Below are 12,440 nucleotides of genomic sequence, written 5' to 3'. Positions count from 1 at the left end.
TTAGTGTTTTTTAACTAGCTTTGCATAATAGAAACCGTCACTTTCACCAGGTAGTAATTGCAGACCAGGTAACGTAGGGGTGTCGTTTTCATGCAAAGGTATGTGTTCAGCACTTGGATTATTGGCAAGAAACTTGGCAACTTGTTGCTGGTTCTCTTGCGGTAATACAGAGCAGGTCGCATAAACTAACGTACCACCTGGCTTAAGTAGAGGCCAGATGCTATTTAGGATATCGCCTTGTAAATTAGCCAGATCTTCAATATCAGATGCACGACGTAACCATTTAATGTCAGGGTGACGACGGATCACGCCAGTAGCTGAACAAGGCACATCAAGCAAGATACGGTCGAATTGCTGCTCATCCCACCAGATGTGAGGTTGTGAAGCATCGGCACATTGTAAATCGGCAGCTAAACCAATACGAACTAAGTTTTGTTTAACACGCTCTAGGCGCTCGCTGTCGCTATCAAGTGCTAATACGTCGGCATCGGCAAGCTCTAGGATATGGCACGTTTTACCACCTGGCGCTGCACACGCATCTAAAATGACATCATCATTTTGTGGATCTAAAAAGCGTGCTGCTAATTGTGCCGCGGCATCTTGAACAGAGCAGGCACCGGTATCAAATTCTGGTAATGCGTACACATCACACGGTTTAGCTAGTTTAATACCATCAGGAAAATCAGCATTAAGGGTATGCTCAATATCATTTGCTTTAAGCATTTCGCTGTATTCTTGGGTGCTGTATTGCGCTTGGTTTACACGTAACCACATAGGTGCTTGTAGCTGATTCGCTTCAAGAATTTCTTGCCAGTTATCAGGATAAGCTGCAGTAACTTGTTTGATAAACCAACCTGGGTGGTTAAATTTGCAAACAGGAATTTGCTTTGCTTTTTCTTCAAGCTCAGCTTGTTCACGTTGGAAACTGCGTAAAATCGCGTTGATCAGGCCTTTTAAACCCAGTGCACGCATTTGCTGAAGCGCATTAACTGTTTCGCTGATTGCTGCATGAGGCGGTACACGCATATGCTGAAGTTGGTAAATACCCACATACAATAAAAACTGGAAAATACGGCGTTTGCCTTTTAGTGGTTGATCTAAAAGTTGCTGGCAATAATTTTCTAGGCTAGGTAAATAGCGCAGCACACCGTAGCAAATTTGTTGTAGTAAGGCTTTATCTTTCGGCGATAATCCTTGGCTTGCAAAAGGCAGCTCTTGATTCAACGACGCGCCTTTATCGACCACGTTGTAAAGGGTTTCAGCAGCAAGTGCTCTTACATTACTCATTGCTTTGACCTAATACTGAGCCAGGTTCAACCCAATCACTGCGACCATTTAAAAAGTCACTCACTGCCATTGGTTTTTTACCTTGTGGTTGAAGAAGGGTGATTTTAAGTGCATCTTGCCCACAGCCAACGGTAATACCTTGCTTATCAGCAGCAATGATTTTACCGGCTTGTGCAGTTTGCGATACAACCTCTGCTTGCCAAATTTTTACCGTTTGTCCTGCCATTTCAGTAAAGCAAACAGGCCATGGATTAAAAGCGCGGATATTACGCTCAATTTGCGCAGCATCCATTGACCAATCAATGTTTGCTTCGTCTTTTGATAGCTTTTTAGCGTAATTTGCCAGTGCATCATCTTGCTTTTCTGGGGTGATTTCACCTGCAGCAAGACGATTGATAGTATTGATCAGTGCATCAGGACCCAATGCAGCTAGCTTATCGTATAAAGAGCTACTGGTTTCTGTGCTATCAATCGCGCAACGGCTGATATGCAGCATATCGCCGGTATCTAAACCTTCATCCATTTGCATTATTGTTACACCGGTCTCATTGTCACCAGCCCAAATAGCACGTTGGATCGGTGCAGCACCACGCCAGCGCGGTAAAATTGAGCCATGCACGTTTAAGCAGCCTAAGCGCGGTGCATCTAAAATTGCTTTTGGTAACAGTAAGCCGTACGCCACCACAATCATAATATCGGCGTTCAATCTGGTAAGCTCTGCAAGTGCGTCATCTGATTTTAGTGATTGCGGTTGATAAACTGGTAAGTCATGAGCAAGTGCAAGTTCTTTAACTTCACTGGCTTTTAGCTTTTTACCGCGGCCCGCTGGGCGGTCTGGTTGGCTATATACACCAACAACGTCGTGCTCTGAGTCAATCAGTGCTTGTAAATGGCGCGCAGCGAAGTCCGGCGTACCAGCAAAAATAATGCGTAATGGTTGTGTCACAGATATTCCTATTGATTAACTAATTATTTAGCAGCCAGCTTTGCTTCTTTCTCAAGCTTTTTACGGATACGTTGGCGCTTTAAAGGCGATAGATAATCAATAAATAGGGTGCCTTTAAGGTGATCAAGCTCATGCTGAATACAAATTGCTAATAGCTCGTCAGCGTCTAGGCTGAATTCTTCACCATTTTCATTAAGCGCTTTAACCGTGACAGTTTCTGCGCGGTCAACTTTTGCGTATGAGTAAGGAACAGATAAACAGCCTTCTTCACTCACCGTTGAGCCATCTTTTTTGGTGATTTCTGGGTTGATTAATACTAACGGTTGGTCGCGCTCTTCAGATACGTCGATCACCACAATTCGCTGGTGGATATCTACTTGCGTCGCTGCTAAGCCGATACCGTTTTCGTCATACATGGTTTCAAGCATGTCTTTGACGATTTGACGAACGTCATCGTTTACTTCTGGTACTTCTTTCGCGATTGTACGTAAACGCTCATCCGGAAATCTTAAAACTTCTAACCTAGCCATAGTTACCTTTTACACTTGTGATTCATTTAGGGTATTGTATGCTCTTATTTTAGCCATTCGTGTTCACCTTTAACAGGTTTTGGTCGATAATAATCTAAAAACAACTCAAGGAAGCCAAATGAGATACCCACTAGTTGCGGCTTTGTTAGCCATTAGCAGTGCTTTTCCGGTAGCTGCTGATGTTTTAACAATAAAAAAAGATGCACCAAAACAATACGTTGTCAAAAAAGGCGACACGCTTTGGGATATCTCGGGCGTATATCTTGACGAACCTTGGCAATGGCCTGATTTGTGGCAGATGAACCCACAAATTGCGAATCCGCATTTAATATACCCGGGTGATGCGCTCACTTTAATTTACGATAAAGACGGAAATCCTCGTTTAGTTAAAAATGCGCGTTATAAAAAACTCTCTCCTGAAGGGCGAATTACACCAAAAGGTAAGCAGGCTGTGCCGACGTTGCCATTGGAATTGTTACGTCCATATTTGAGTTATGAACAAGCGATTAGCGCCGATATTATTGCAGAAAAACCGTATATTCTCGGTGCCAGTGTTAATACCAAAATGAATACTATGGGTCATACGCTTTACGTTAAAGGTGATTTAACACTTAACGAGGCTTATGGCGTATACCGTAAAGGAAACGACCTTGTCGATCCAAATACCAATGAAGTACTGGCGAATAAAGCTGAATTAGTAGCGATTGTTCGTTCATTTAGAAGCGGTGATGTGGCAAATGGCGTGCCTGCCTCAGTGAAAGTTGAGCTGGTAAAACAAGAAATTAAGCCGCATGACTTTTTAATGCCTGCGATGGAAGGGCAAATGTTGCCAGCCTATTTCACTATGAAACGTCCTGAAACGGCTTTAGATGGCACTATTATCGCGTCAGCTAATGAAATGCGTGAATTTAGTACCATGGATATTGTTGTACTAAACTTAGGTTCAGACCAAGTGAAACCGGGTTTTGTACTCGATATTCAGCGTCAATCACCTGAAGTGTATGACGGCCGCAATGGTCCTCGTTATCGCGAAGATTCTAACAGTCTTGAGAAGTTTATGACTGATGCAAATGATGTGTTAGGAATTGAAAGCGATGAAGACAGTAATGTATGGCACATGCCAAAGGAAAAAGTCGGTGAGTTAATGGTGTTTAAGGTATATGACAACGTTAGCTATGCATTGATTGTGAAGAATCAGCACCCGATCCGAGTTGGAGATTATGCAGTTATAAACTAACTCACAATTTGGGCGCTCTAAGGAGGGAGCATGACACAGGTTTCAGGCAAGCTATCCCATTGGCTTGCCTTTTATTTATGTAAAGGGCTTGGGATCAAAAGTCTTATTGCATTAAGTCAAAAACAGCCATTGGATAAGCTATTTTCGTTATCCAGTTTAGAGCTTCAGCAGCTGGGCTTATCACAAAGCCAAGCTGATAACTTAGTTAATACCGACTGGCAATTAGTCGCCCACTACCAAGAGCAGATAGCAAGACTTAAAATCAAAGTCATAAGCTATTTTGATAGCAGCTATCCGCCTTTACTCAAACAAATAGCCAGCGCACCTATTTTATTGTTTTGTTTAGGTAACACAGAGCTATTACTGTCACCACAAATAGCAATTGTCGGTAGTCGTAATGCCACTCCTACAGGTCTTGAAATAGCCGCTGAATTTGCTCATCAATTATCTGTTGTAGGTATGACAGTGACATCGGGTATGGCTATGGGTATTGATGGTGCTGCCCATAAAGGCGCATTAGCTGGATCAGGCAAGACCATTGCCGTACTAGGTACGGGTATCGATATTGCTTATCCCAAACGCCATAGTTTGCTCATTAAACAAGTGGCAGAGCGGGGTTTATTGGTTTCTGAGTTCTTGCCTGGCACCGCTGCTAATGCTGCTAATTTTCCTCGCCGAAATCGTATTATCTCTGGATTATCATTAGGTGTGTTGATTGTCGAAGCGCAAATTAAAAGTGGCTCTTTGGTTACCGTACGCTATGCACTTGAGCAAAATAAAGACGTGTTTGCTGTGCCGGGTTCGATAAAAAGCCCACTTTCAGAGGCAAGTCATTTTTTAATTAAGCAAGGCGCTAAATTGACAGAAAATATTAGTGATATTCTTGATGAAGTGAGCTTTTTCTGTGAAAACAGTCTATATAGTATAGAACAGCCTATAGCAGATGAACCCGACTGCCCAGTGTTCAAAAGTATAGGGTATGAGGTAACAAGTGTTGACCAAATTACACAGCGCAGCCAATTACCTGTAGACGAAGTACAAGCTCGGTTACTCGACCTAGAGCTCGCAGATAAAATCGAACGAGTACTAGATGGTTATATAAGACTTGGAGGACATAAACATGTTTGACATCCTCATGTATCTTTTTGAAAACTATATCCATAGTGAAGCTGAAATCTTTACTGAAGAGAACGAACTTACCGATGAGTTAGTTCGTGCTGGCTTCAATAAACCTGAAATCTACAAAGCCCTTGATTGGCTAGAGCAACTTGCTGACTTACAACAAAGCGATATCTACCCGTACCTTAATGCCCAGCCACAACATGCCATGCGTATTTACACTGATAGTGAATGCCAAATGTTAAGTGTTGAGTGTCGCGGCTTTTTAATGTTTATCGAGCAAATTGGTGTGATTAACACTGTAACCCGCGAAATGGTGATAGATAGACTTTGCGCTCTTGATAAACCATTTATTTCTTTGGAAGATCTAAAGTGGGTGGTGCTTATGGTGTTATTTAATGTACCAGGGTCAGAGCAAGCTTATGCACAAATGGAAGACTTAATATTTGACGAGCCAGCCGATGTATTACATTAATTCGACTTTGCTTGTATCTTTGTTGAGTTTGGGTATATTAGGCGAAAATTAGCCAACCCCACAGGAATCTTATGAGTAAAATCGACCATTCTCTTTTTTCTGCAGATAAACATGCACTCGAAAAAGAGTATGAGGTTTGCCCTAAATGCGGTTCTGAATTGGTTATGCGCAACTCAAAGTCAGGGCCGTTTTTAGGCTGTGCCAGTTACCCTAAGTGTGATTACATCCGCCCATTAGCTCATCATGATAGCCAACAAATAAAGGTGCTCGAAGACAGTGCCTGCCCAGAGTGTGGCAAGCCATTGGTAATTAAAAATGGCCGCTACGGCATGTTTATTGGGTGTACTGGCTATCCCGAGTGCCACTATATTGCACATGATGAAGAACCTGACGATGCCCCCCAATTACCTGCTTGCCCGAAATGCAAAAAAGGCCAGCTGGTTGCGCGTAGTAATAAGTTTGGCAAAACCTTTTATTCTTGTGATGGCTATCCACGCTGTAAATATACGCTTAATCATAAACCTGTGGCGACCGAGTGTCCTGCCTGTCAGTGCCCAATTATGACCGAAAAGAAAACTGCCTCAGGTGTTGTGTTACAATGCCCGCAGAAGTCGTGTATGCATAAGTTAGTCGAATCTTAATGCACTTGTAATTTGTTTATTTAGGAGAGTTTCTTTGTCTGATCCTGTTGCACAACCAGCCAATGCAATTGACGCTTTGCAGCAAGGCGGTGTGATTGTTTACCCAACCGAAGCTGTTTTTGGTCTTGGTTGCGATCCTGATAACCAAGCTGCGGTTGAAAAGCTTTTAGCCATCAAGCAACGCCCTGTAGAAAAAGGCTTAATTTTAATTGCTGACAATTATGGCCAGTTATTAAAGTATGTAGATGATGCCAAAATCCCGATGGATAAACGTGCTGATATCTTTTCACAATGGCCAGGTGCTATCACTTGGGTGATGCCAGCAGCAAAAGAAACGCCAAAGTGGTTAACGGGTCAGTTTGATACTATTGCTGTGCGTGTAACTGATCACCCAACAGTAAAAGCCCTGTGTCAGCAATTTGGTAAACCGTTGGTTTCAACAAGTGCAAACTTAACCGGTCAAGAAACGGTAATGACTATCGCTCAAGCAAAAAGCGAATTTGCTGATACGGTAGATTTTTATGTTGATGAGCCGCTGGGCGGCAACAGCCAACCAAGTGTGATCAAAGACGCTGCGACCGGCAAAGTATTTAGAGGATAAACATGCAAAGCGAGCTACTCGAACAAGTTAAAACCTATTTAATGGCCTTACAAGATACAATTTGTCAGGGCCTTGAAAGTGCCGATGGCAAAGCAAAATTTGTTGAAGATAATTGGCAACGTGCAGAAGGCGGCGGTGGTCGTACTCGTGTTATCCAAGGTGGTAATGTCATCGAACAGGGTGGGGTAAACTACTCGCATGTATTTGGCGCGTCAATGCCAGCATCTGCAACAGCGCATCGCCCTGAGCTCGCAGGTCGTAGTTTTCATGCATGTGGTGTGTCATTAGTGATCCATCCGAATAATCCACATATTCCAACGAGTCACGCCAATGTGCGTTTCTTCATTGCCGAAAAAGAAGGTGAAGAGCCAATTTGGTGGTTTGGCGGTGGTTTTGATTTAACACCTTACTACCCTGTATTTGAAGATGTACAACATTGGCATCAAGTGGCAAGCGATCTGTGTCAGCCATTCGGTGTAGCGGTATACGACAAATATAAAAACTGGTGTGATGAATACTTTTATTTAAAACACCGCAGCGAAACACGTGGTGTTGGTGGCTTATTCTTTGATGATTTAAATGAGCTCGGCTTTGAACAAAGCTTTGCCTTTATGCAGGCGGTAGGAAATGGCTATTTAGATGCTTACCTTCCTATTATTGAGCGCCGTAAAGACACGCCGACAACCGAACAGCAACGCGATTTCCAACTGTATCGTCGTGGTCGTTATGTTGAGTTTAATCTTGTTTGGGACCGCGGCACATTATTTGGCTTACAAACCGGTGGGCGTACAGAGTCAATTTTAATGTCGATGCCACCATTAGCACGTTGGGAGTATAACTATGTACCTGCTGCAGATAGCCCAGAAGCTAAGCTGTATCAGTACTATTTACGCCCACAAGATTGGTTAAACAGCAAAGAATCAGATTTAGTTGCACGCCAGTGGCAGCTTTAATCGAGTATTGAAACCACTCGAACAAACATTGTGTTGTCACCCTCTACGAGGGTGGCGACACTGTCACTGTTAGGCAGCTCTGCCAAGACACTAAATAGCACTTCTGCTTTTAATATCTCTAACTTATCAGATGGTGTATCAATGGGGGCACTAACCTGAGTTAAGCATTGACTAATATCACAGGCATAGAAATCAAGTTTCACCTCAAAATATTCAGGGTGCTGAATAAGCTTATCAAAACCATCAACAATGCTTTGTTCATGTTTATCGCTCTGTGAGGTTTTATCTTGACTGATAAGAGATTGAGCAATCTGTTGAATATCATCCTGATAAATATATTGATCAATCGTGCTTAGTTGATCAGCAGTATCATTCACGCTGTGCTGATAGGTAAATAGTAACGCCGCAATAATTCCAATGCAGACTAAAAGAGTTGTTATAAATTTCATTTAAACATCCTTATTTACTATGAAATGTATATAACAACTCTAGCAGTTGCACGAAAAGTGCGCAATTTAGCTTAATTTGAAGCGTCTTACTTGCTCATCCAGTGAACGAGCTAACGACAACAGCTCTTCACTGACTTTTTGGTTTTCATGGGCATCAACCAATGAGTGCTCGGCATTGTCACTAATTGCTATAACGCTTTGATTAATTTCTTCAGCCGCGAGGTTTTGCTGTTCGGTGGCATCAGCGATTTGCACGTTAAGTTGGTTTATTTCGCTCATTTGTGAAGAAATATCACGCAGAGCTTTAGCAACTTGCTTAACTTGAACTGCTCTTTCGTCTGCTTCTTCACAAGAGTTATTCATCGTATTAACGGTTTGTGCAGCTTCAGCTTGTAGTTTATCGATAGTGCGGCGAATTTCGTCGGTTGAGTCATGGGTGCGTGTTGCTAAAGTACGTACTTCATCGGCTACCACAGCAAAACCTCGGCCAGCTTCACCAGCACGAGCTGCCTCAATCGCAGCATTAAGTGCAAGTAAGTTAGTTTGCTCGGCAATGCTACTGATCACCTCGAGTACTTTGCCAACGTCTAACGTTTGCGTTTGTAGTTGACTTACTTGCTCAGCTGCTGCTCTAACATCTGCCGCAAGTTGATTAATACTTTGCTCAGTGTGCTCAGCAACATGTAAGCTTTGCTGCGCAAGTTGATTACTATGCTCAGATTTCTCAGACGCAAAATGGGTGGTGTTTTTAACTTCGCTTGATGAGCTTTCTAATTCGTTGATAGCGGCAGCGACCGAATCTGTCCCTTGCTTTTGCTTTAAAATCGCTTGCTCGGTGGCATCCGCTGAGGCATAAATGCTTTCGGCAGAGTGGATCAATACCTTAGAAGAATGGGAGACTTGGGCAATATTATCTTTAAACGCGCCTATCATGTGATTAAAGCTGGTGGCGAGAGAGCTAAGCTCGTCATTATTATTGTCGTCTATCGTGAGGCTTAAATCTTTATTGGTGGTTGCCAAGTGCATAGTATGGCTAATGACTTTTAAGCGTTTGATGAATATTTTTCTAAACATCACAGCCAGTAGTGAAAATGCAGTAATGAAAATAGCCGTTAGTAGTAGCGTGTTCATTAAGGTGTTTTGCGATACTTCTTGCTCAATATCAGCCAACGAATAACTAATTTTCACTACACCTAACACATCGCCTTCTTGTGCTTGATGGCAGCCTAAGCAGTTTGTTCCTTTATAGTCACTGCGAGCAAACATAGGCTTAAGATAAGTCATCGTACTATTTTGATTATCAATAAATAGTGCTTCAGTGCCTGTTAGTGCTTTTCGCTCAGCATCGTTAGTCGCAACTTGGTTGGCATTTCCTGGCCCATAAATTTTATTAACGATTGGACTACGAATGATATGAGCATCTGCAATATTAGGATGGCTTCTTAATTTAGTACTCAGAATTTCGCGATTAGCCATGGTGCCAGTTAGCATCATGGTATTAATAGAGTCAAAATAATTATCGGCAAGCAGTTTTATGTTACTTTCAACGGTATCTTGCGCTAATTCATGCTGCTGCTGGGCGCTGCTGAATATACTGGCAAACAGCACCAATACGCCTGTCAGAGCCAACAAGGCATAAATTTTAAATTGGATAGACTTCATTTGACGACGCTTTTTCTAAATTAAGGAAAATTTATTATCTTTATTTAGAAAAAGCGTACATTGATATAGCGCAAAGCTTCGTTAGTTTTGATTGATCATATGGCTGGCGAGTTGCGATAACGATTGTCTTAACCCTTCACGCAGGAGTGGGTTATCAATCTCGATATCAAGCGTTTTATTCATACAATGCATCCATTGGTCACGTAGGTCTTGATCAATAGGGAAAGGCATGTGACGCTTTCTTAGCATTGGGTGACCATATTTTTCAACGAATAGGTCAGGGCCGCCCAGCCAGCCAGATAAAAACTCAAAGAATACTTGGCGAATTCTATCTAAAGGCTGAGGATGCATATCATATAATGGTTTGGCGTATTCATCTGTGGCCATTATGTCGTAAAATCGATTTGCAATTGCTCGAGCTCCTGCTTCACCGCCAATAATTTCGTAAGGTGTTTTTTCTGGGGTAGGCGTTTCAGGCGTTGGTTTCGATTTAGAAAAAAGTCGTTTAATCATAATATTAATAAAGCTCTACAGGGCGAAGAGGTTGCTTCACTATGGACAAATACGCGGTTTTTGGAAATCCAATAAAACATTCGAAATCACCCGCAATACACGCACAATTTGCTGCATCATTAAACGAGCAAATACAATACAGCGCCATTTTAGCACCAACAGATGCATTTGAAAAAACTGTCGCTGAGTTTTTCGCTGCGGGTGGTAAAGGGGCTAATGTCACCTTGCCATTTAAAGAGCAAGCATTTGCCATGGTCGATGAACTTACAGAGCAAGCGAAAATAGCCGGAGCAGTAAACACGATTAAACAACTCGAAGATGGTAGCCTACTGGGGGATAACACCGATGGTGTAGGGCTTGTTAAAGATCTTTTAGCCAATAATGTCACCTTAAAAGGGCAGCGAGTACTTCTTATTGGCGCCGGTGGTGCGGCGCGAGGCGTCATTCAGCCATTATTGAATGAGCAAATCGAAAGTTTAACAATAGCCAACCGTACCGCCGAAAAAGCAAAGGCGCTAGCAAGTCATTTTAATGGTGAAATTGATGTGCAGGGCTTTGCTTTAAATGATATCCCAGCAAACAACTATGATGTGGTAATTAATTCAACCTCAAGTAGCGTAACGGGAGACCTGCCTGGTATAGCTGAAGAGCACGTTGCTAAGTGTCAGTGCGCTTACGATATGTTTTACGCAAATGACGATACCGCATTTATCAGTTGGGTAAAGTTGATTAACCCAACATGTTTAACACTTGATGGTTGTGGCATGCTAGTTGGTCAAGCAGCGCAAGCTTATTTTGTATGGCGCAATAAAATGCCAGAAATCATTCCCGTTGTTAGCGCGCTTAAAGCAGGAGAAATTGCGTGAATCAAGCTATCCAATTTATAGACAGACTCGAATTTAAGCCAGAAGAAAAGCAGTTGGTGTTTTTTGCCCAAGTAAGTGGCTTGATGGTGGAGTGTGTTATTGATACCAGCAAATATGATTTTGCTGATCAAAGCAGTGCGGTTAATTACTTTGAATCTTATCGTTTCGATTACGAAGAACTCGCCGAGCAACTGATCGAAGATGAGCAGTATAACTCGGCAGGACAAATCGAATTAACCGAGGTGTTTTAGCCCTCAGCTAAGTATTCATCTTTAAGCTGAACATAATTATCAGCAGAGATTTTTAAAAAGGCGCGCTCTTGCTCTGTTAAAGGGCGAGCCTGTTTAACAGGGCTACCGACATAAAGGTAACCAGACTCTAAACGCTTGTTAGGTGGTACTAATGAACCACCACCAATGATCACATCATCTTCAACAATTGCGTTGTCCATCACAATCGCACCCATCCCAACAAGTATACGATTACCTAGTTGGCAGCCGTGTAACATAACTTTATGACCGACAGTGACGTCATCACCAATAATAAGAGGGTAACCATCGGGGTTTGACTTAGAAGCTCGGGTTAAATGTAAAACACTGCCGTCTTGAATGTTTGTACGTTCACCAATACGTATATAGTTAACATCACCTCGCGCAGCAACAAGAGGCCATACACTTGAATCTTTACCAAGCGTAATATCACCGACTAAAACCGATGACTCATCAATATAAACACTATTATCGTATGTCGGAGTGATCCCTTTATAAGAACGGATAGTCATAAATTCACCTTTTAATTTAAAAATGCGCTCAGTCTAGTGTAACAGCGAAGCAAATAAATACACCAAAACAGAGCTAAATTGACTGCTAAACAGCCAGTTTTAGGGTGTTTAGTTCAAAAGCTGAGCGAACAGTACGTTTTTTTAAATTTTATTGAAAAAAGTGCTTGCGTAAAAAATCCATCTCCCTATAATGCGACCCCACTGACACGGCGGGCAGCAACGAAAGGCGCTGAACAACGTAGCAGAGAGTTAAGTGAAACTTCGGTTTCAAATAATCGAAAGAAAGTTTGAAATTAAGTGTTGACTCGAAAATTTAAGGATGTATTATACGCATCCCTAGCGACAACGTCGCAACGTTCTTTAACAATATAAAGCAATCA

The 12,440-nt window shown here is 42.3% G+C and carries 15 protein-coding genes; 8 read left to right on the top strand and 7 right to left on the bottom strand.

Annotated elements, in window-relative coordinates:
- The 3 genes from rsmB to def are packed head-to-tail and all read right to left on the bottom strand — an operon-like array spanning position 1 to position 2,763.
- Positions 1-1,287 (bottom strand): 16S rRNA (cytosine(967)-C(5))-methyltransferase RsmB, encoded by a 1,287-nt coding sequence (rsmB, locus tag C2M33_RS04065; RefSeq protein ID WP_105173815.1) that lies wholly within the window; start codon positions 1,285-1,287, stop codon positions 1-3.
- A complete protein-coding gene (fmt, locus tag C2M33_RS04060; protein ID WP_105173814.1) occupies positions 1,280-2,233 on the bottom strand; it encodes a methionyl-tRNA formyltransferase in 954 nt (317 codons plus the stop codon). Before fmt ends, rsmB begins: the two co-directional genes overlap by 8 nt.
- Before the next feature lie 23 nt (positions 2,234-2,256).
- Positions 2,257-2,763 carry a peptide deformylase gene (def, locus tag C2M33_RS04055; protein ID WP_063701470.1) on the bottom strand — a complete coding sequence of 169 codons (507 nt, stop codon included), beginning with the start codon at positions 2,761-2,763 and terminating at the stop codon, positions 2,257-2,259.
- A 118-nt stretch (positions 2,764-2,881) separates the two neighbouring features.
- On the opposite strand from def, the gene C2M33_RS04050 reads away from it, so the two are divergent.
- The 6 genes from C2M33_RS04050 (at position 2,882) to hemF (ending at position 7,789) form a co-directional block, all read left to right on the top strand.
- On the top strand, positions 2,882-4,000 hold the full coding sequence (locus C2M33_RS04050) for a LysM peptidoglycan-binding domain-containing protein (protein ID WP_063701472.1): 1,119 nt from the start codon (positions 2,882-2,884) through the stop codon (positions 3,998-4,000).
- 30 nt (positions 4,001-4,030) lie between these two features.
- On the top strand, positions 4,031-5,128 hold the full coding sequence (gene dprA, locus C2M33_RS04045) for a DNA-processing protein DprA (protein ID WP_105173813.1): 1,098 nt from the start codon (positions 4,031-4,033) through the stop codon (positions 5,126-5,128).
- A complete protein-coding gene (locus C2M33_RS04040; protein WP_054563780.1) occupies positions 5,121-5,594 on the top strand; it encodes a DUF494 family protein in 474 nt (157 codons plus the stop codon). The genes dprA and C2M33_RS04040 overlap by 8 nt, the downstream gene beginning before the upstream one ends.
- 71 nt (positions 5,595-5,665) lie before the next feature.
- On the top strand, positions 5,666-6,235 hold the full coding sequence (locus tag C2M33_RS04035) for a DNA topoisomerase family protein (protein WP_105173812.1): 570 nt from the start codon (positions 5,666-5,668) through the stop codon (positions 6,233-6,235).
- A gap of 34 nt (positions 6,236-6,269) precedes the next feature.
- Positions 6,270-6,836: an L-threonylcarbamoyladenylate synthase gene (locus tag C2M33_RS04030; RefSeq protein ID WP_062564610.1), complete on the top strand. Its 567-nt coding sequence runs from the start codon at positions 6,270-6,272 to the stop codon at positions 6,834-6,836.
- Between the two features lie 2 nt (positions 6,837-6,838).
- On the top strand, positions 6,839-7,789 hold the full coding sequence (hemF, locus tag C2M33_RS04025; RefSeq protein WP_105173811.1) for an oxygen-dependent coproporphyrinogen oxidase: 951 nt from the start codon (positions 6,839-6,841) through the stop codon (positions 7,787-7,789).
- Here the strand turns inward: hemF and C2M33_RS04020 are convergent.
- From C2M33_RS04020 to C2M33_RS04010, 3 genes are all read right to left on the bottom strand, one after another.
- Positions 7,786-8,238, bottom strand: a complete 453-nt coding sequence (locus C2M33_RS04020; protein ID WP_105173810.1) for a hypothetical protein — start codon at positions 8,236-8,238, stop codon at positions 7,786-7,788. The genes hemF and C2M33_RS04020 overlap by 4 nt on opposite strands.
- 66 nt (positions 8,239-8,304) lie before the next feature.
- Complete coding sequence (locus tag C2M33_RS04015) at positions 8,305-9,900, bottom strand: methyl-accepting chemotaxis protein (RefSeq protein WP_063701478.1); 1,596 nt, start codon at positions 9,898-9,900, stop codon at positions 8,305-8,307.
- An 81-nt stretch (positions 9,901-9,981) separates the two neighbouring features.
- Positions 9,982-10,413: a group II truncated hemoglobin gene (locus C2M33_RS04010; RefSeq protein ID WP_054554758.1), complete on the bottom strand. Its 432-nt coding sequence runs from the start codon at positions 10,411-10,413 to the stop codon at positions 9,982-9,984.
- Between the two features lie 41 nt (positions 10,414-10,454).
- Here C2M33_RS04010 and aroE point away from each other — a divergent pair, with 41 nt between their 5' ends.
- On the top strand, positions 10,455-11,279 hold the full coding sequence (gene aroE / locus C2M33_RS04005; protein WP_105173809.1) for a shikimate dehydrogenase: 825 nt from the start codon (positions 10,455-10,457) through the stop codon (positions 11,277-11,279).
- Positions 11,276-11,530, top strand: coding sequence for a DUF1488 domain-containing protein (locus tag C2M33_RS04000; protein ID WP_054563787.1), 255 nt, complete (start codon positions 11,276-11,278; stop codon positions 11,528-11,530). Before aroE ends, C2M33_RS04000 begins: the two co-directional genes overlap by 4 nt.
- On the opposite strand, the gene C2M33_RS03995 is transcribed toward C2M33_RS04000, so the two are convergent.
- Positions 11,527-12,060, bottom strand: coding sequence for a gamma carbonic anhydrase family protein (locus tag C2M33_RS03995; protein ID WP_054563788.1), 534 nt, complete (start codon positions 12,058-12,060; stop codon positions 11,527-11,529). The genes C2M33_RS04000 and C2M33_RS03995 overlap by 4 nt on opposite strands.
- Positions 12,061-12,440: the final 380 nt, after the last annotated feature.

Origin of the sequence: Pseudoalteromonas sp. T1lg122 (assembly GCF_002964825.1) — a bacterium.
Lineage (GTDB): Bacteria > Pseudomonadota > Gammaproteobacteria > Enterobacterales > Alteromonadaceae > Pseudoalteromonas > Pseudoalteromonas gelatinilytica.
Note: the sequence above shows the minus strand (reverse complement) of the source record. Positions and strands in the feature narration are given on the sequence as shown.